15 protein-coding genes are annotated in these 18382 nt (G+C 72.0%); 12 read left to right on the forward strand and 3 right to left on the reverse strand.

What is annotated here, in order from left to right; genetic code table 11:
• Window positions 1–330: 330 nt before the first annotated feature.
• The 3 genes from AB0B89_RS26045 to AB0B89_RS26055 are packed head-to-tail and all read right to left on the reverse strand — an operon-like array spanning window position 331 to window position 3941.
• A complete protein-coding gene (locus tag AB0B89_RS26045; protein ID WP_358557965.1) occupies window positions 331–1563 on the reverse strand; it encodes a hypothetical protein in 1233 nt (410 codons plus the stop codon).
• Window positions 1556–3157, reverse strand: coding sequence for a D-aminoacylase (locus tag AB0B89_RS26050; protein ID WP_358557968.1), 1602 nt, complete (start codon window positions 3155–3157; stop codon window positions 1556–1558). The genes AB0B89_RS26045 and AB0B89_RS26050 overlap by 8 nt, the downstream gene beginning before the upstream one ends.
• Window positions 3158–3176: 19 nt before the next feature.
• Entirely contained in the window at window positions 3177–3941 is a 765-nt protein-coding gene (locus AB0B89_RS26055; protein WP_358557971.1) for an IclR family transcriptional regulator, read from the reverse strand.
• A gap of 108 nt (window positions 3942–4049) precedes the next feature.
• Here AB0B89_RS26055 and AB0B89_RS26060 point away from each other — a divergent pair, with 108 nt between their 5' ends.
• The 12 genes from AB0B89_RS26060 to AB0B89_RS26115 all read left to right on the forward strand — a co-directional run.
• A complete protein-coding gene (locus AB0B89_RS26060) occupies window positions 4050–5555 on the forward strand; it encodes a M81 family metallopeptidase (protein ID WP_358557974.1) in 1506 nt (501 codons plus the stop codon).
• Between the two features lie 150 nt (window positions 5556–5705).
• Window positions 5706–6920 (forward strand): sugar ABC transporter substrate-binding protein, encoded by a 1215-nt coding sequence (locus AB0B89_RS26065; protein ID WP_358557977.1) that lies wholly within the window; start codon window positions 5706–5708, stop codon window positions 6918–6920.
• 22 nt (window positions 6921–6942) lie between these two features.
• Entirely contained in the window at window positions 6943–8808 is a 1866-nt protein-coding gene (locus AB0B89_RS26070) for an ATP-binding cassette domain-containing protein (protein WP_358557980.1), read from the forward strand.
• Window position 8809: 1 nt separating this feature from the next.
• Window positions 8810–9583, forward strand: a complete 774-nt coding sequence (locus tag AB0B89_RS26075; protein WP_358557983.1) for an SDR family NAD(P)-dependent oxidoreductase — start codon at window positions 8810–8812, stop codon at window positions 9581–9583.
• 11 nt (window positions 9584–9594) lie between these two features.
• Window positions 9595–10893, forward strand: a complete 1299-nt coding sequence (locus AB0B89_RS26080) for an aspartate aminotransferase family protein (protein WP_358557986.1) — start codon at window positions 9595–9597, stop codon at window positions 10891–10893.
• Window positions 10890–12098 carry an enolase C-terminal domain-like protein gene (locus AB0B89_RS26085; RefSeq protein ID WP_358557989.1) on the forward strand — a complete coding sequence of 403 codons (1209 nt, stop codon included), beginning with the start codon at window positions 10890–10892 and terminating at the stop codon, window positions 12096–12098. The genes AB0B89_RS26080 and AB0B89_RS26085 overlap by 4 nt, the downstream gene beginning before the upstream one ends.
• On the forward strand, window positions 12098–12874 hold the full coding sequence (locus AB0B89_RS26090; protein ID WP_358557992.1) for an SDR family oxidoreductase: 777 nt from the start codon (window positions 12098–12100) through the stop codon (window positions 12872–12874). Before AB0B89_RS26085 ends, AB0B89_RS26090 begins: the two co-directional genes overlap by 1 nt.
• On the forward strand, window positions 12874–14379 hold the full coding sequence (locus AB0B89_RS26095) for a M81 family metallopeptidase (RefSeq protein WP_358557995.1): 1506 nt from the start codon (window positions 12874–12876) through the stop codon (window positions 14377–14379). Before AB0B89_RS26090 ends, AB0B89_RS26095 begins: the two co-directional genes overlap by 1 nt.
• Complete coding sequence (locus AB0B89_RS26100; protein ID WP_358557998.1) at window positions 14376–15419, forward strand: mannose-6-phosphate isomerase; 1044 nt, start codon at window positions 14376–14378, stop codon at window positions 15417–15419. The genes AB0B89_RS26095 and AB0B89_RS26100 overlap by 4 nt, the downstream gene beginning before the upstream one ends.
• Window positions 15419–16318 carry an SMP-30/gluconolactonase/LRE family protein gene (locus AB0B89_RS26105; RefSeq protein ID WP_358558001.1) on the forward strand — a complete coding sequence of 300 codons (900 nt, stop codon included), beginning with the start codon at window positions 15419–15421 and terminating at the stop codon, window positions 16316–16318. Before AB0B89_RS26100 ends, AB0B89_RS26105 begins: the two co-directional genes overlap by 1 nt.
• Entirely contained in the window at window positions 16315–17352 is a 1038-nt protein-coding gene (locus AB0B89_RS26110) for an alcohol dehydrogenase catalytic domain-containing protein (protein ID WP_358558004.1), read from the forward strand. The genes AB0B89_RS26105 and AB0B89_RS26110 overlap by 4 nt, the downstream gene beginning before the upstream one ends.
• A gap of 19 nt (window positions 17353–17371) precedes the next feature.
• Window positions 17372–18382, forward strand: a 1011-nt coding sequence (locus AB0B89_RS26115) for an alcohol dehydrogenase catalytic domain-containing protein (protein ID WP_358558007.1), incomplete at its 3' end; no start/stop codon positions are given.

An 18382-nucleotide genomic window follows, 5' to 3' on the forward strand; every position in this document is an offset into this window, starting at 1 on the left:
GCCAGCCCGGCGGAGATGCCCGCGGCGACGCCGACCTCCAGGGCGACCGACAGCGCCACCTCCCAGGCGGAGGGGCCCACGGCAGAACCGCCGCCGGCCGGGGCGCGCGCCATGGATCAGGACGGCTCAGTTGAAGGGGTTGTCGTAGGTGCCGGTCCTGGTGCGCTCGCGGTAGACGTTGTTGTTGAAATCCGAGCCCACCAAGGTGAGGGTCACGTTCGCGACCGTGCCGCCGTTGTCCGCCTCGGCGGCCAGTGCCGTCGCGGTATAGAAGCCCCGAGGGCGGGTGACACGCTTCCTATCGTCTGAGATCGTTCCGCTGGTTCGAGATCAGAACCGGGTGTACGCCAATTCGGTCACCGTGCAGCCGGCGTCGACCACCGGGATGACGCGCCACTTGTCGAACGTCGTGCACGGGTGGGAGATGCCGAAGGCGATGAGGTCGCCCACCGCGAGCGGGCGGCCGGCCGGTACGGCGAGATAGGCGTGCTGGTCGTTGACCGCGGTCACCTTTATCTCGCCGTTGAGATCGGTGATCCGCCCGGTGCGGTCGCGCACCATGCGAGGGACCGGCAGTCCGTCGTCCGCCGAGGCATCCCGGCGGCCGAGCCCGGCCACCACCAGCGTCGGCTCGGGGCGCGACAGCACCGGCGCCCAGACCAGCAGCGCTTGGCGGAGCCGGTACGGGGCGCGTGGCCGGGCGCCGAACGGCGAGGTCGCGTCGTAGCCGCCGGCGTCATGGGTGACATAGCACCCGCTGCGCAGCACGGTCTGGTAGGGCGTGCCGCCGAGGGCCGCCGGCAGCCGCCGCACCACTCGGTCGAAGTAGGCGCTGCCGCCCACGGTGACGATCGGTGGTGATCCCGCGTCGAGCAGCCCGTCCGCGTACGCGCTACGAGCCACGCCGGACAGCCGGTCGAGGAGCCGGTCGACCAGATCCAGGGTGCCGTCCAGGTCGGCCCCATGCAGGATGCCCTCAAAGGCGGAGAATCCGGCCATCGCCATCGGTCCCGCCGCTGTCTGGCGGGCCAGGGCGAGCGCGTCGCCGTCGTCGCGCAGACCCGTACGGCCACCGGCCACCCCGATTTCGACGAGGACCCGCAGCCGGCCGTGCCGGCTCGCGTCGATGCCGGCCTCCAGAGCGCGCAGTGCGGTCGGCGAATCGGCGTAGCAGTAAAGTTCGAGGTCGTCGTAGCCGGTCAGCAGCCCGTTGAGGAGCCGGAGCGAGCCGTGGTCGACGACGGGGTTGGCCAGCAGAAGGCGGCGCACGCCCATGTCCGCCACCGTCCGTGCCTGCCACGCGGTCGCCACGCTGATCGCCCAGGCCCCGGCGGCGAGCTGCCGTTCGATGATCTGCGGGCACATCGTCGTCTTGCCGTGCGGGGCCAGCAGCACGTCGTGGGCCGCGCAGTAGGCGGCCATGGTGGCGACGTTGTGCTCAAGCTCGTCCCGGAGCAGCACGGCGGTGGGCAGGGGGAACGTGCCGTCGAAGAGCTGGGCTCCGCGCGGGTCGGCGATGTCGGGCAGCCCTTTCGCGGGCCGCACCTTCGGCTCATCAAGCATGGCGTAACACCTTTCCCGGGCGGGCGGTGCGGACCACACCATCCCGGACGACGATCTGCCCCCCGACCACGGTCAGCGCGACCCCGACCGGCGCCTGCCGGGGCTCTTCGAAGGTGGCCCGATCAGCGACCACGGCCGAGTCGAACGCCACCAGGTCCGCGACGAATCCCGGGCGGATCCGCCCGCGGTCGCGCAGGCCGAGCCGGGCCGCCGGGGCGGCCGACATCTTGTGTACCGCGTCGGGCAGCGACAGCAGGCCGAGCTCGCGGACGTAACGCCCCAGTACCCGGGCGTTCGTCCCGTAGGCCCGCGGGTGCGGCTGGCCGGCGCCGGCACGCAGCGGCAACGCGTTGCCATCCGAGCCCACGATCGAAAGGGGATGCGCGAGGAACGCGGTCATGTCGGCCTCGGTGCGGTAGTGCAGTACCACCTGGGCGGCGCTGCCCAGCTCGACGCACAGATCGAGCAACACCTCCTCGGGCGGCTGCCTCCGGCGCCGGGCGACCTCGGCGATCGAGCTGCCGGGCAGGTCGTCGTGCGGTCCGGCGGCGGTGATCACGATGCGGTCCCAGTGCCAGGGGATGCCGCCGAAGAAGCCGGTGCGGATGTCGCGAAGCGCGCGCTGCCGCCACGCGTCGTCGGTGCGGTGGCGGCGCAGTGCGGCACTGCCACCCTCCTGCACCCACTCCGGCAGGTACTGCACCATCGCCGAGGAGGAGGCGGCGTAGGGGTAGACGTCGAAGGCCACGTCGAGACCCTGCGCCCTGGCGGCGTCGAAGCGGGCGAGCGCGTCGGCGGCGCGGCCCCAGTACGCCGGATCGTTCAGCGCGAGGTGGGAGAACTGCAGTCGCCCGCCGGTCAGCCGGGCCGTTTCGACGGCTTCGTCGACGGCCTCCAGTTCCCGGCCCGCCGAGGCCCGGGCGTGGGTGGCGTAGACGGCGTCGTGCCGGGCGCAGATCTCGACCAGCGCGGCCACCTCGCCGGGGTCGCCGAGCGAGGACGGCGTGTGGGTGAGCCCGGTGGACAGGCCGAACGCTCCGGCCGCGAGGACCGCGTCGAGCAGGCGCCGCATGCGCGCGACGTCTTCGGCGGTGGCCCTCCCGTACGGGTCGTCCATCGCGGCGATCCGCAGCGCGCCGTGCCCGGCGAGCACGGCGACGTTGATGGCCGGTCGCGCGTCGGTCAGCGCCTCGGCGTACCCGTCGAAGTCGGTCCAGGTGACCGGGGCGGGGCCGTCGCCCAGTCGTGCGAGGTGGTCGGTCAGCAGGTGGCGGCGGGCCGGATGCACCGGGAACGCCGAGTACCCGCAGTTGCCGACCACCTCGGTGGTCACGCCCTGCAGCGCCTTGCTCTCGCCCCGCGAGTCGAGGAGCAGGCTGACATCCGAATGGGTGTGGATGTCGATGAAGCCTGGGGCGAGGGTGAGCCCGGTCAGGTCGACCGTCTCGGCGGCCGTCGTGTCTTCCACCTGGGAGGCTCGCGGCGGTTCGAGGTGAGTGATCCGGTCCGACGTCACGCCGATGTCGAGCCGGCGCGGCGGCGCGCCGGTGCCGTCCAGCACGGTGGCACCGTGCAGCCACAGGTCGAAAGCCAATGGGGCCTCCCTCCGGGGATCACGCGAGCGCGTTGCCGAGCTCCGCGCACACCTCGGCCAAGCGCCGCCCCACCTTGGCCAAGGTCTCGTCGGTCATCCGCGAGGTGGGCGCGGAGATGCTGATCGCGGCGACCGGCCGGTCCTCGCCGTCCAGGATGGGCGCGGCCACGCAGCGGGAGCCGACCTCGTTCTCCTCGTCGTCAACGGCGTAACCGAGGTGGCGGAAGGTCGCGAGCTTCGCGAGCAGCGCGTCGGCCGAGCCGATGGTGTTGGGGGTGAGCGGTGACCAGTCGGCCTCGGCGAGCTGCTCGCGGGCCTCCTGTTCGGGCAGCCTGGCGAGGATCGCCTTACCCAGTGCCGTCGTGTGCACCTTGTCGCGCAGCGCGATCTGCACCGTCGTGCGCAGCCGCTGCACGCTCTCCAGCGCGTCGAGGTAGAGCACCTGGCCATGGCTGACCACGCCGAGGTTGACGGTCTCGCTGAACTCTTCGCTGAGCGACTGCATGGCCGGGCGAGCCAGCCGCACCAGGTCGGTGGAGTTCCGTGCCGCCCGGCTCAGGCCGTAGAGCGCGGGGCCGAGCGAGTACTCGCGGCGGACCTCGTCGCGCACCACGTATCCGTGCTGGTCGAGGGTCTTGAGGATCCGGTACGCGGCAGGCTTTGTGATCCCGGTCTGCTGGCACAGATGTGCCACGGTGCAAGGCGCGTCGGTCGCCATCCGGTCGAGGATGTCGAGTGCCTTGACGAGGACTCCAACTTCGTCGGAACGTCGTTCGCTGGTCACCGGTACCGACTCGCTCCCTTCAGGATTGGCCGTCCAGTCGTTGTCAAGTACGGCATGCGGAACTAGATTTCGCTTATCGTACAACACGGTGATCGGAAGGGCAAAGCCATGACTGTACGGATCGGACTGGGCGGAGTCTGGCAGGAGACGAACACTTTCACTCCCGAACCCACCACGCTGGCGGACTTCCGCCGTTATCAGTTGTTCGAGGGGCCGGAGCTGGTGGCCTCGCTGCGCGGTACGGGGACCGAGCTGGGCGGGGCCATCGACGCCGCCCGGCAGCGGTCGGCACGCCCGGTAGGGCTGCTCTTCGGCGCCGCCCTGCCCGCCGGCATGGTGCTGTCCCACGCGTTCGAGTCGATGCTGCGCCGGCTGGTCGCCAACGCCCGTGCCCAGCTGCCACTCGACGGTCTGGTGCTGTCCCTGCACGGCGCGATGGTGGTCGAGGGGCATCCGGACCCCGAGGCGGAGATCGTCACGGCGCTGCGCGCGGTCGTCGGCGACATCCCGATCGGAGCCACGCTGGACTACCACGCCAACGTCGGCGCGGCTCTGCCCAAGATCACCAACATCCTGGTCGGCTACCGGACCTATCCGCACGTCGACATGGCCGAGCGCGGCGCGGAGGCGATGACGGCCGTACTGCGCCTGCTGCGCCCGTCGCGGGCGGGGCGCCGTCCCGCGCGGCATCTGGAGAAGCTTCCGCTGCTCACCGTGCCTCCGGCACAGGAGGACGTGGCCGAGCCGATGCGGTCCATCCTCGACGCGACCGAGCGGTTGCGCGAGGAGCCCGGCGTCTGGGCCGCCAGCGCGCTACCCGGGTTCGCCTATGCCGAGAGCGGCCGGCTCGGGTTCGCGGTGTACCTCGCGGCGGAGACGCACGCGGCGCCGCGCGCCCGGGAACTGGCCGCCCACGTGTGGCGGGAGCGCGACGCCTTCTCCGCGCGACTGGCGAGCCCGGCCGACGCGGTGGCCGCGGTCGCCGCCACCCGAGGGCTGGGGCCCACCGTGCTCGTCGACGTCGCGGACAACGTGGGCGGCGGCTCGCCGGGCGACGGCACGGCGCTGCTCCACGCGTTGGACCAGGCCGGTGTCTCAGGCGCCGTCGCGGTCATCTGGGACCCGGCCTCGGTCGCCGTGGCCCACGCGCGGTCCGCCGACCGGATGGAGCTGTGGGTGGGCGGCCACAGTGATCCGGCGATGGGTCCGCCGTTCCGCGCGTCCGGGCCGGTCCGCCGTTTCGGCCCGGTGTCCTACCTGCGCACCGGTTCGTACATGCGCGGCCAGCGGGTGGAGATGGGCCGGGTGGCGGTGATCGAGGCGTCGATCGGGACGATCGTCCTGACCGAGAACCGGGTGGTCCCCTTCGACGACGATCACCTGCGCGCACTGGGCATCGCGCCGCGGGCCGCCAGCGCGATCGTCGCCAAGGGGGCGATCGCCTGGAAGGCCGCGTTCGCCGGCTACGCGGCGCGGACCGTCTACGTCCGCACTCCGGGCTACTGCCCGGCCGCGCTCGATCAGCTCGACTACCGGTCGCGCCCGGCGCCGCTCTACCCACTGGAACGGAATCCGGCCTGGGAGGACGCGGTGGCCGCCGGGCTGAGATCGTGACGGGCTTCCGCGAACCGCCTGGTCACAACTCGGTACCAGTCGCAGGTCGCGACCCGCCGAGTGATTGACAGACCGTCCACGGCATTCCTAGCTTGGTCCGCATAGCAGAACAAGAGTCCGCATAGCGGACTAACCCTGAGGGGTAGCACAATGCCTGACCGAATCAAGGGCCTGGGCCAGATCAACCGGCGCGACTTGTTGCGCCTCAGCGTCATCACCGGAGCCGGCGTCGCCCTCGGCGCGCCACTGCTCAGCGCGTGCTCGGTCGACAGCGGCTCGGGCTCGGAGCCGAACTCGGGGGCGAGCTCGGGGTCGGGTGCCGCGAAGAAGGCGATCGGCAACGGCCTCACCGAGAAGAAGACGCTCGCGCCGTTCCAGTTCGGCGGCGCGGCGGGTGAGAAGCCCTCGATCCCGAAGCGGATCGCCTGGGCCAACACCTCCGACGCCGAGTTCTTCCTGCAGATCACGCGATCCATCGAGCTGGCGGCCACCTCGCGCGGGCTGGAGTTCGTGACGGCGATCGCCAACGACGACTCGGCCAAGAACATCGAGCAGATCGAGACCTTCCTGCAGCGCGGCATCGGCGCGCTGTGCATCCAGCCGCTGGACGCCAACGCCCAGGGGCCGCTGATGAAGCGCGCGATCGAGGCGGGCGCGGCCGTACTGTCACTGGTGACCCCGCCGAGCACCTCGCAGGCCGTCGCCGACCAGTACAAGGTCGGGAACACGCAGGGGCTGGCGGCCGCCAAGTACATCACCGAGAAGCTGGGCGGCAAGGCCAACGTCGTCTACTTCAACCTCGACACCATCGAAGTGCTCAAGGCCCGGCACCAGGGCGTCCTGGACGGTCTGAAGACCGCGGGACCCGGCATGAAGATCGTCTCCGACGTCCAGCCACCGGCCCTCACGCAGGACGGCGGCTTCAAGGCGATGAACACCATCCTGCAGGCCCACCCCGAGGTCGACGTGATCCTCGGTGGCGACACGTTCTGCCTGGGCGCGCTGTCGGCGCTGCAGGCCGCGGGCAAGGACCGGCCGGAGATGTACCTGTCCGGGATCGACGGTGACGAGCAGGCACTGGCCGAGATCCGCAAGGGCGGGGCGTACAAGGCCAGCTTCGCCTTCGCCTACCCGCTGATGGGCTACGCCTGGGGCCAGTTCGCGGCGGACTGGATGGAGGGCAAGCCGATCCCCCAGGTCATGCAGTTCAACGCCATCGAGCTCAACTCGGCCGAGTCCATCGACAAGTACCAGGCCGACATGAAGGCGGTGGCCGACACCTGGAAGAACGCCGCCACGTACTTCACCCTCCTGGGCACCATCCGCTACCAGGAACGTGACCAGTTCATCAACTACGCCGCCTGACCCGTCGCCTGAGGGGTGCGTTTTGTCGATCAGTTCCGTGGTGGCGAACCGCCGCTATCTGGTACCCGGCGAGCCCAGCCGACGTAACGGGCTGGCCCTGCTCTGCGTCTTCCTGGTGGCCTACTTCGGATTCGCCTACGACAACTTCTTCACGGTCTCCAACGGCCTCACGATTCTGATGAACATCTCCGCGATAGCGATCGCGGCGGTTGGGGCGATGTTCCTGGTCGTCTCGGGCCATGTCGACCTGTCGGTCGGCGGCCAGTACGCGCTCATCTCGGTGGTCACCGCGCGCTTCGCCCAGGACCAGGGCAACGTCTGGGGCGCGGTGCTGGCCGGGCTGGTCGCCGGGCTGATTCTAGGCCTGATCAACGGGATCCTCGTGAAGTACATGAAGATCTCGCCGCTCATCGTGACGCTGGGCACCATGGCGGTCTTCAAGGGACTGGCGTACCTGGTCAGTGAGGGCAAGTCGGTGTTCGGCTTCTCCGACGCCTTCATCTTCCTCGGCCGGGCCCGGATCGACAGCGTTCCGCTGCCGGTCATCATCGCCACGGTCGTCTTCGTCGCCGGCGGCTTCTGGCTGCTGCGCACGGCCACCGGCCTGCGCTTGTTCGCCATCGGCGGCAACCAGCAGGCGGCCCGGCTGACCGGGATAGACGTCGACTGGCTGGTCGTCAGGCTGTACGTGCTCAACGGGCTGTTGATGGGGGTCGTCGCGGTGCTGACCACCGCCCGGCTGGGCAGCGGCACCCCGCAGATCGGCATCGCCTTCGAGCTGGACGTGCTCACCGCCGTCATCCTCGGCGGCGTCGGGTTCGCCGGCGGCAGCGGGCACCCGGCCGGAGTCTTCGTCGGCGTCGCCACCATCGGCATCCTCAGCTCCGGTCTGATCTTCGCGGGGCTCGCGGACTGGTGGCAGCAGATCAGCAAGGGGCTGGTGCTGCTGCTGGCCCTCGGCGCCGACCAGATCGCCGAGCACAGGCGGGCGCGTTCGGCGCGCACCGACACGCCCACCGAGGCGGGCGAGCCGGTGGCGGCGGGCGGGTCACCGCCCACGGACGCCGACGACGAGTACGGCCTGGGTGTGCCGCGGACCCGTGAGCCGGGCGAGGTGGTGCTCGCCACGACCGGCCTGTCCCGCCGGTTCGGGCCGGTGTACGCACTGCGCGACGGCACGTTCTCGGTGCGCGGCGGCGAGGTCGTCTGCATCGTCGGTGACAACGGCGCCGGCAAGTCGACGCTGATCAAACTCGTCTCGGGCGTCTACAAGCCGGACGCCGGCCGTATCGAGCTGGAGGGGCGGCCGGTCGAGTTCAGCGGCCCGATCGACGCCCGCCGCGCCGGCATCGAGACGGTGCACCAGGATCTGGCGGTCTGCCCGAATCTGGGGGTGGCACACAACATGATCTTGGGCGACGAACCCAGGCGCCGGATGTTCGGTGTGATCCCGGTACGCGACGACGCCGGCGCGGTCGCCCGGACCAGGACGCGGCTGGCGTCCCTGGGCATCACGCTGACCGACATGAACCGGTCGGTGGGACGGCTGTCCGGCGGCCAGCGCCAGTCGGTCGCGATCGCCCGGGCCATGAAGGACAACGTCAAACTGGTCATCCTGGACGAGCCCACCGCGGCGCTGGGCGTCACGCAGACCCGCAACGTGCTGCGCATCGCCCGGCAGGCGGCCGAGAACGGCGCCGGGGTGATCCTGATCAGCCACGACATCCGCACCGTGTTCGCGGTCGCGGACCGGGTGGTGGTGCTGCGGCTGGGCCGGGTGGTCTACGACGACTCGGTCGACCGGATAACCCATACACGGCTGCTGCATCTGATGGCCGGCCTGGAGGACGTCGACGTCGACGGCTCCGCCGCCAGGTCGGGGAAGTGACATGGCGATGGACGACTTCGACCTGACAGGGCGCCGGGTGCTGGTCACCGGTGGCGGGGACGGGCTCGGGCGGCAGATGACCGAGGCGTTCGTGGACGCGGGCGCCAGCGTGGTCATCTGCGGGCGCCGGCTGGAACCGCTGCGGCGCACCGCCGACGAGCTGGCCGACCGGGGTACGGTCCGGCCGATCCGCGCCGACGTGACAGAACCCGCCGACGTGGACGCCCTGGTCGCCTCCGCCGGCGAGATCGACGTGCTGGTCAACAACGCGGGACTGGCGCACCGGACACCCTGGCAGGAGGTCCGCTCCGAGGAGTGGCGCCGGATCATGACGCTCAACGTGGAGGCGCCGTTCTGGCTCTGCCAGCGGTTCGTACCCGGCATGATCGAACGCGGCTGGGGCCGGGTGATCAACGTCGCCTCGGTGTACGGGCTGGTCGCCGGGGACGCCTCCCGATATCCGGGCCTCGGCCTGGACATCGCGTCCTACTTCGCCAGCAAGCACGCCGTCATCGGGATGACCAGATTCCTGGCCGCCGAGGTGGCGCCTACCGGGGTGACGGTCAACGCGCTGTGCCCCGGAATGTTCCCCAGCCCCGCCAACGACGACGCGCTACGGCCCGAGGTGATCGCGGCGCTGTCCGACGGCACCCCGATGCGCCGGCTCGGCACCGACCGGGAACTGCGCTCGGCCGTCCTGTTCCTCGCGGCTCCCTCTTCCTCCTTCGTCACCGGGCAGAGCCTGGTGGTCGACGGAGGGTGGACGACCTGGTGAAGGAGAGACCGATGGAATTCGACGAGTCACGAGCACGGGTCGACCAGGCCTCCGCGGTGGTCGCGGGTGGGGTGAACAGCGCCTTCCGGCTCGGAGTCCGCCCCCATCCGCTGGTCTTCGCGTCGGCGGACGGGCCGATCCTGACCGATGCCGACGGCAACCGGCTGATCGACTACTTCCTCGGCATGGGGCCGATGCTGCTCGGGCACCGGCCGCCGGCCGTCGTGGAGGCCGCGCGGGCGCAGCTCGACCGCAGCATCCTCGTCGCCGGGCAGACCGACCTGGAGTACGCCGCCGCGCGACTGCTCGTGGAACTGGTGCCCTCCGCCGAGCTGGTGCGCTTCTCGGTCTCCGGCAGCGAGGCGGTACAGGCCGCGCTGCGGGTGGCGCGGGCGGCCACCGGGCGCTCGGCGGTGGTCAAGTTCGAGGGCCACTACCACGGCTGGTTCGACAATGTCCTGTGGAGCGTGGCACCCGACCTCTCCTCCGCCGGCCCGCCCGAGGCGCCGGTACCGGTACCCGGATCGGCCGGCCAGATCCCCGACCCGAACGTCTCCGTACTGCCCTGGAACGACGCCGGCGCGCTACGCGAGCGGCTCGCCTCCGGCGACGTGGCCGCCGTCATCATGGAGCCGGTCATGTTCAACAACGCCGGTATCCTCCCGGTTCCGGGATACCTCGAAGCGGTCCGCGAGGCCTGCGACGCGGCGGGTACCGTGCTCATCTTCGACGAGGTGATCACCGGTTTCCGGGTGGCCCCGGGCGGCGCGCAGCAACTGCTCGGCGTGCTGCCCGACCTGACCATCCTCGGCAAGGCACTGGCCAGCGGGTTCCCGGTGGCCGCGGTGGTGGGCCGGCGGCGGTACATGAACCTGATCGCCGATCGGCGGGTGCTGCACGGCGGCACGTACAACACCCAGTCCGTCGCGATGGCCGCCACGCTCGCCACCCTGACCGAGATCCGGAACGGCACGCCGTACCGGCGGATCGACCCGACCGGCACCCGGCTGATGGCGGGGCTGAGCAAGGAGTTCGCCGACGCGGGGGTGGACGCGCGGATCGTCGGCTATCCGGCCGTGTTCCAGGTGCGGTTCGGCACCGTGCGACCGCGCGACTATCGCGAGGCGCAGCAGGCCGACAACGCCCGGTACGCCGACTTCGCGGCGGCGCTGCTGCGCCACGGCGTGCGGGTGCTGCCCAGAGGCACCTGGTTCGTGTCCGCCGCGCACGAGGACAGCCATGTAGACGCCACCCTCGACGCGGTCCGCGCGGTGCTGACCGACTCCGGACCAGGAAGGACCGTCTCTTGAAGATCGTCGACATTCGGGCCACCCCGGTGACCGTGCCGCTGCGCCGCCCGCTGCGCTGGTCCTTCGGCGTCGAGGTTTCCACCACCCGTACCATCGTCGAGCTCATCACCGACGAGGGGCTGGTCGGCATCGGCGAGACCCGGGGTGGCGAGGAGGTGGTGCGCGCCCTCATGCTGCACCGCGACCTGTTCATCGGAGTCGATCCGATGGAGGTGTGGCGGATCACCCGCCGCTTCAGCGTCTTCCGGATGACCAGCGAGCAGCTGGCGCTGGTGGGCGCCGCGAAGCTGGCCGGCGCCGCGGTCGAGATGGCCTGCTGGGACTTGGTCGGCAAGGCCCTGGGCAAGCGGTGCGGAGACCTGTGGGGTGGCATCGAAACCGAACAGGTGGAGTTCGCCGCGTACGTCTTCTACCGCTACGCCTCCGCGGGCGAGATCGGCAACGGGGACCACCCCGAGGACGCCGTCGACCACGCCGAGGAGCTGTTCGACACCTACGGCTTCCGCGACATCAAGTTCAAGAACGGGGTGCTGCATCCGGACCAGGAGATCGAGTCGGTCCGGATGATGCGCGAGCGGCTCGGTTCGCGGCTGCGGTACCTGCGGATCGATCCCAACGCGGTGTGGTCGGTGCAGACCAGCATCCGGGTGCTCAACGAGCTGGCCGACTACAGCCTGGAGTTCTGCGAGGATCCGACCTGGGGGATCGAGGGGATGTCGCTGGTGCGGGAGCGCACCCCCGTCCCGCTGGCCACCAACATGTGCTGCGTCACCTTCGAGCAGATCCCGCTGTCGGTACGGTCGCGCGCGGTCGACGTGATCCTCGGCGACGTCCACTTCTGGGGCGGCCCCAGCTCGGTGCTGCAACTGGCGAAGGTGTGCGAGACGTTCAACCTCGGGATGAGCCTGCACAGCGACCGCGAGCTGGGCATCTCCACCGCCGCGGTGCTGCACGTCGCGGCCGCGGAGACGATGGTCAGCCACGCCATCGACTCCCACCTGCCAGAACAGGCCGACGACATCATCACCACTCCGTTCACCTTCCGCGACGGGCGGATCCCGGTGCCGACCGGCCCCGGACTCGGCGTGGAGATCGACCAGGACAAGTTGCGGTTCTACGCCGAATATCACCGCAAGGCCGGTGAGGGCAGCGAGTTCGCCGATTCCGCGCAGCCCGGGTTCCGCGCCAAGTTCCCGAGGTTCTGATGGCGGCGAGGCCATTGGCCGGCCGGGTGGCCGTGGTGACCGGGGCCGCGGGCGGCATCGGGCGGCGGATCGCGCTGCGGCTGGCCGCCGACGGAGCGGCGGTCGCGGTGAACTACCACCCGTCGGCCGGCGAGGAGACCACCGCCGAAGCGCTGGTCCGGCGGATCGGCTCCGCCGGTGGCCGGGCCGCCGCGATCCCCGCCGACGTGTCCGACCCCGGCCAGGTCGAGGACCTGGTGAACACGGCGCGCGACCGGCTCGGGCCGATATCGGCGCTGGTGTGCAACGCGGCGGTCTCGGTGGCCGCGCGGAGCGACTGGCGCGGGCTCACCGCCGAGGACTGGTCACGGGTGCTCGCGGTCAACGTCACCGGTGCCTTCCTGTGCGTTCAGGCCGCCTACCCGGACCTGGCCGGCAGTGGCCACGGTGCGGTGGTGGTGATGTCGTCGGTCACGCCGCTGCTCGGCCGTACCGGGAACCTGCACTACGTGACGTCCAAGGCCGCCCTGATCGGGCTGGCCCGGGCCCTGGCCCGGGAGTCCGGTCCTGACGGGGTGCGGGTCAATGCCATCGCGCCCGGTGCGATCCGTACCCCGGCGGAGTCCGTGTACGGCGACGAAGCCGAGCTGGCCGAGGCCATGTCGGCGGTCCAGGCGCTGCGCCGGCGAGGCGAACCGGCCGACGTGGCGGCGGCGGCGAGCTTTCTGCTCGGTGACGACGCGTCCTTCGTGACCGGGCAGCTGCTGGTCGTCGATGGTGGCTGGGTGATGCACTGATGCCGGTCAGGATCGCCGTCGCGAGTCTCATCCAGGAGACCAACACCTTCTCCCCGCGACCGTCCACATTGGACGACTTCGTGGCGCAGGGACTCTGGCTCGGCACCGAAGCCGCGGACCGGTCGGCCGGCACCAACACCGAGCTCGCCGGCGCGGTCCAGCGGATCGAGGAGGCAGGAGCCCGGCCGGTGCCGATCATGCGGGCCTGGGCGATGTCCGGCGGTGTCCTCGACGGAGACGGCTTCACCTCACTGCGACGCCTGCTGCTCGACGGCCTGGTCGCCGCCGGACCGGTCGACGCGCTGGTGCTCTGCCTGCACGGCGCGCTGGTCGCCGACGGCGAGGCCGCCGCCGACGCCGCGCTGGCCGAGAGCACGCGGGCGGTGCTCGCGCCCGGCGTTCCGCTGATCGTGACGCACGACCTGCACGCCAACGTGACCCTGCGGATCGTGCGCGCCGCCGACGCGCTGGTGGGCTTCCACACCTACCCGCACGTGGACCAGGGCGACACCGGACGGCGCGCCGCCGACCTCGCGCTACGTGCGGCGGTCGACGGGCTGCGGCCGGGCACGGTCCTGGCCAAGCGGCCCATGCTCGTGCCCGCCGAGTCGCAGGCCCTGTCCGACCCGCCGATGGCGCGGTTGCGCGCGATCGCCGACACGGCCACCGGCGGGCCGATCCTCGACGTGTCACTGTTCCCTGTGCAGCCCTGGCTGGACGTGCCCGAGCTGGGGTTCGGGGTCACGGTCACGCACAACGGCTCCCCCGGAGCCGCTTCCGCGGCCGGCGCGGTCGCCGAGCGGATCGCCGGCGAGGCATGGCACGACCGGGCCGGGTTCGCGGTGGAACCGGTACCGGTCGCCGAGGCCATCCGCCAGGCGCGCTCGCGTACCCGGCTGGGGCCGGTGCTGCTGGTCCAGTCCGCGGACTCGCCCACCGCGGGAGCCACCGCCGACAGCGCCGCCGTGATCGCCGCACTGCTGGAGCACGGCAGAGGCCTGCGGGCGTACGCGACGGTGGTGGACGCCCCGGCGGTGGCCGCGTGTTTCGCGGCGGGCCCCGGTGGCGCGGTCGACACCGCGGTGGGCGCGACCCTGGACGCCCGGTGGTCCACGCCGGCACCGCTGGCCGGGACCGTGCGGCGGCTGGGTACCGAACCGGTCATCCTGACCGGTGACTCCATGACCGGCCAGCCCGTCTCCATGGGTCGCTGGGCCACCGTGGACACCGGCGAAGGCCTGGTGGTGTTGGTGACCGAGCGCCCGGCACCGACCTTCGACCCCGCCGGATACCGGCACGCCGGGCTCGAACCAGCGGACGCGGACGCCGTCGTGGTCCGCTCGGCCACCATGTACCGGGCCGGATTCCGGGGTCTTCACGCCGGCGCGATCCTGCTCGACCTGCCGGGTGCCAGCACGCCCCGGCTCGACTACCTCGAATTCCGTCGCGCGCCACGACCGCTCTACCCCCTCGACGACGCGGCCCAGTCAGGAGGCGATCGATGAACAACGCACCGGCCCCGCTGCTGCTGGAGGACAACCGGGTACCGGTCTACTACTCGGGCGGCGAGCGGATCAGCGCGTTCCGCGGCGGCGGTTCCCGCGCCACCGGGCCCGAGGATTGGGTCGGATCGCTGTCCGCCCTGCCCGCCGCGCTTTTGCCGCCCGGGTATCCCCCGGACACCGGGGTCTCGCGTACCGAACACGGCTCGCTGCGCGAGCTGGTGGCGGCGAACCCGCAAGCCTGGCTGGGGCCGGAGTTCGCCGCCGCTAACGGGACGGAGACCGGCCTGCTGGTCAAGCTGCTCGACGCAGGCGAACGGCTGCCGGTGCACTGCCACCCGACGCGTGCCTTCGCCCAGGCGCACCTGGGCAGCCGGTTCGGCAAGACCGAGGGGTGGATCGTGCTGGCCGCCGCGCCCGGCGCCCGCGTCTGGCTCGGCATGCGTGACCACGTCGACGCCGAACAGATGCGGGGCTGGGTCGCCCGCCAGGACAGCACCGCGATGCTCGCCGCGATGAACGAGCTTCCGGTGACCGCCGGCCAGGTCTTCTACGTACCCGCCGGGCTGCCGCACGCCATCGGTGCCGGAGTGCTGGTGACCGAACTGCAGGAGCCGACGTCGTTCTCGGTGCTCGCCGAGCACGACGCGTTCGGGGTGGGGCCGGAGCCGGCGACGCTCGGACTGGGCTGGGACCTCGCGCTGACCTGCTTCGACCTGGGTGGCTATGCCGACCGGCTCGACGAGCTGACACCCGCGCCCCGTGACCTCCACTCCTCCTCGGGTGGCCGGCTGCGCAGCCTCTTCCCCGTTGACGCCGACGCCTACTTCCGCGCGTGGCAGGCGGAGTGCACCGAGGAGCAGGAGTTGCCGGTCACCGGCTTCTCCGTCCTCGTCGTCACCGGCGGCGCCGGAACGCTGTCCTGGGAAGGCGGCCGGACGCCGATCGAGTGCGGGCAGACGCTGGTCGTCCCCGCCGCGGCCGGACCGCTGCGGCTGCGGGGCGCGGTACGGGTGATCGCCTGCCTGCCTCCGGAGTCCTGATGGAGCTGGACGGCCTCCCCCGCCTCCCCGCGCGTTCCGTACGGGTCGTCGACAGCCGGTGCGAGCTGGCCGAGAGCCCGCTGTGGATGTCCGAGGCCGCGGGCCTGCGCTGGGTCGACGCGGTACGCGGCGAGCTGCACGCCCTGCGCCCCGGCGGGCACGAACGCTGGCCCGTCGCGGCCGGGGTGGTCAGCGCGGTCGCCGCCGAGACCGACGGCGGGCTGGTGCTCACCGTCGACGACCAGGTCCTGCGCCGTGCGGATGGGCCGGGCGTGCCGTCCACCGTGCTGGCGCGGCTCCCCGGCCGGCCCCCCGGGGAGCGGTTCAACGACGCGAAGGCCGGCCCGGACGGCCGGCTCTGGGCCGGTACGGTCTGTCCGGACCTGCCGGGTGCCGGCGCGCTGTGGTCGGTAGACCCGACCGGCGAGCTGTTCCCGCACTGGACCGGAATCAGCCACGGCAACGGCATCGCCTGGAGCCCGCGTGGCGATCTGTTGTTCTTCGTCGACAGCGGCGACGGAACCGTGTCCCGCGCCGCGTTCGACCGCGACGGCGGGGTTGGGGCGCCTGAGGTCATCGCCCGTGTGCCGCGCGCGGACGGCATTCCGGACGGCCTCGCCGTGGACGCGCGGGCCGACCTGTGGCTCGCCGTCTGGGGTGCGGGCTGCCTGGTACGGCTGCGCGCCGACGGCACGCCGACCGGGCGGGTCGAGCTGCCCGACCGCAACGTCACCTCGTGCGCCTTCGCCGGACGCGGCCTCGATCTGCTCGCGGTGACCACCGCCGCGGACGACGCCGACCCATCTCGCGGCGGGTCGGTCTACCTGCTCGACGTCGGCAGGCGAGGCGTCGCCGGTTACCTGTTCGGAGCGGTCGAGAAAAGGAGCGGTGACCTATGAGCATGCGGCAGGTGTGGATCACAGGGCCGGAACGGGTCGAGGTGCGCGAGGTGCCGATCCCCCGGCCGGCGGCGGGTGAGGTCCTGGTGCGCATGGCCTACGCCGGAATCTGCGGCTCGGACCTGCACACGCTGCGGCGCGGACATCCATGGCTGCCCTACCCGATCCCGCCGGGCCACGAGGCGTCCGGTGTCGTGGCCGAGGCCGGTCCCGGCACGACCGGGCACGCGGTGGGCGACGCCGTCTACCTCCGCCCGGCCCTGTACTGCGGGCGATGCTTCTACTGCCGGCGCGGCCGGCAGAACCTGTGCGCCGACCTGGTCGGGATCGGGTCGCATCGGCCCGGCGCGTTCGCCGACTTCTTCGCGGTCCCGCAGGCCGCGCTCGCGCCCGTACCCGCCGGTGTCTCCCTGGCGGCGGCCGCGATGACCGAGCCGCTGGCCACCGCGGTGCACGCCGTCGGCATGGCGGCCGGGCACGGCGGCCGGCTCGACGGATGCACGGTCGCCGTGCTGGGTGGCGGCACGATCGGGCAGTGCGTGCTGCTCGGGGCGCTCGACGCGGGCGCCGGTGCGGTGGCCGTCACCGACCCGGTCGCGGGCAAGCGGGCGCTGGCCACCCGGCTGGGCGCGGTGGCGGCCTTGGACGCGGCCGGCCCGGCGGTGGAAGCCGAACTCGCCGACGCTCTGGGGGGCCGGCCGGACGTGGTCTTCGACTGCGTGGCGACCGCGGGCTCGCTGGGCGCCGCGATCTCGCTGTCGGGTCGCGGTGGCAGCGTGGTCGTGGTGGGCGTGGGTCACGGGCCCTTGGAGGTCGCCATCGAGACCATCCAGGACCAGGAGATCCGTATCGCCGGCTCGGCCATGTACCTGCCGGACGACTTCACCGCGGCCGAGAGGCTCATCAGCGCCGGAGCGCCGGTCGACCGGCTCGTCACCTCGGTACGTCCGGTCGGCGACGCGCCGGACGCGCTGCGCGCGGCGGCCACCGGCGCCGAAGTGAAGATCCACCTGTCCGGGCCGGCCGCCGGATGACCAATGGAGGAGGAACCCGATGCGCGTAGCAACACCGGTGCTGTTCCAAGCACGTACCCCGCACCGCGTCGTCGAGCTGGACGTCGACGAACCCCGCGCGGGCGAGGTACGGGTACGGATGGCGGCCTCCGGGGTCTGCCACAGCTGCCTGTACGCGATGAACGGCCAGCACGCGGGGATCCCGATGCCGATCGTGCTGGGCGATGAGGGGGCAGGAGTGGTCGAATCGGTCGGCCCCGGCGTCACGTCGGTGGCCGAGGGCGACCATGTCATCGTTTCCTGGGCCCCCGGCTGTGACCGGTGCCGCACCTGCAGGCAGGGAGCGCCCGCCCTGTGCGCCGCCCAGCCGCCGCTGGGCCGGATGGCCGACGGCGCCACCCGGTTCCACATCGACGGCGCGGAGGTCTTCCATTACGGGCCGGCGACCAACGCGCCGCTGACCGTGCTGAACGAACGCGCCGTGGTCACCGTCGACCCGCGGATCCCGCTGGACCTGGCCGCGCTGATCGGGTGTGCCGGCGCCACCGGGGTGGGCGCGGTGCGCAACACCGCGCGTGTACGGGCCGGCGAGAGCATGGCGGTGGTCGGATGTGGCGGGGTCGGCATCAGCGCGCTGCACGCGGGCGCCCTGGCCGGCGCGTACCCGATCGTGGCCGTCGACGTGGTGCCCGCCAAGTTTCCCGCGCTCATGTCGCTCGGCGCCACGCATTGTGTGGACGCGACCGAGGACGACGCCGTCGCGCGCGTCCTTGAGATCACCGGCGGCGGGGCCGACTACGCGTTCGTCACCAGCAGTGCGCCGCCCGCGTTCCCGCTCGCGACGCGCGCTCTGGCCGCCCGGGGTACGTGCGTGCTGATCGCCGGGTATCCCGACGGTGCGACCCTCTCGTTCGACCCCGGACACCTGCTCAACGGGGAACGCCGGATCATCGCCTCCAAGTACGGCTCGTCGAATCCACCGGTCGACTTCCCCGATGATGTACCTGTCGGAGACGCGCCGGGCCGACTCCCAGAAGCGGCCGTCGCCGGG

Source organism: Sphaerisporangium sp. NPDC049002, from assembly GCF_040649355.1.
GTDB lineage: Bacteria > Actinomycetota > Actinomycetes > Streptosporangiales > Streptosporangiaceae > Sphaerisporangium.

Bases quoted from the DNA above. Each gene is read 5' to 3' on its own strand.
- AB0B89_RS26095 (WP_358557995.1), top strand. From the start codon at position 12,874: ATGCCGGTCAGGATCGCCGTCGCGAGTCTCATCCAGGAGACCAACACC.
- AB0B89_RS26045 (WP_358557965.1), bottom strand. From the start codon at position 1,563: ATGCTTGATGAGCCGAAGGTGCGGCCCGCGAAAGGGCTGCCCGACATC.
- AB0B89_RS26100 (WP_358557998.1), top strand. From the start codon at position 14,376: ATGAACAACGCACCGGCCCCGCTGCTGCTGGAGGACAACCGGGTACCG.
- AB0B89_RS26080 (WP_358557986.1), top strand. From the start codon at position 9,595: ATGGAATTCGACGAGTCACGAGCACGGGTCGACCAGGCCTCCGCGGTG.
- AB0B89_RS26090 (WP_358557992.1), top strand. From the start codon at position 12,098: ATGGCGGCGAGGCCATTGGCCGGCCGGGTGGCCGTGGTGACCGGGGCC.
- AB0B89_RS26105 (WP_358558001.1), top strand. From the start codon at position 15,419: ATGGAGCTGGACGGCCTCCCCCGCCTCCCCGCGCGTTCCGTACGGGTC.
- AB0B89_RS26065 (WP_358557977.1), top strand. From the start codon at position 5,706: ATGCCTGACCGAATCAAGGGCCTGGGCCAGATCAACCGGCGCGACTTG.
- AB0B89_RS26060 (WP_358557974.1), top strand. From the start codon at position 4,050: ATGACTGTACGGATCGGACTGGGCGGAGTCTGGCAGGAGACGAACACT.
- AB0B89_RS26075 (WP_358557983.1), top strand. From the start codon at position 8,810: ATGGCGATGGACGACTTCGACCTGACAGGGCGCCGGGTGCTGGTCACC.
- AB0B89_RS26110 (WP_358558004.1), top strand. From the start codon at position 16,315: ATGAGCATGCGGCAGGTGTGGATCACAGGGCCGGAACGGGTCGAGGTG.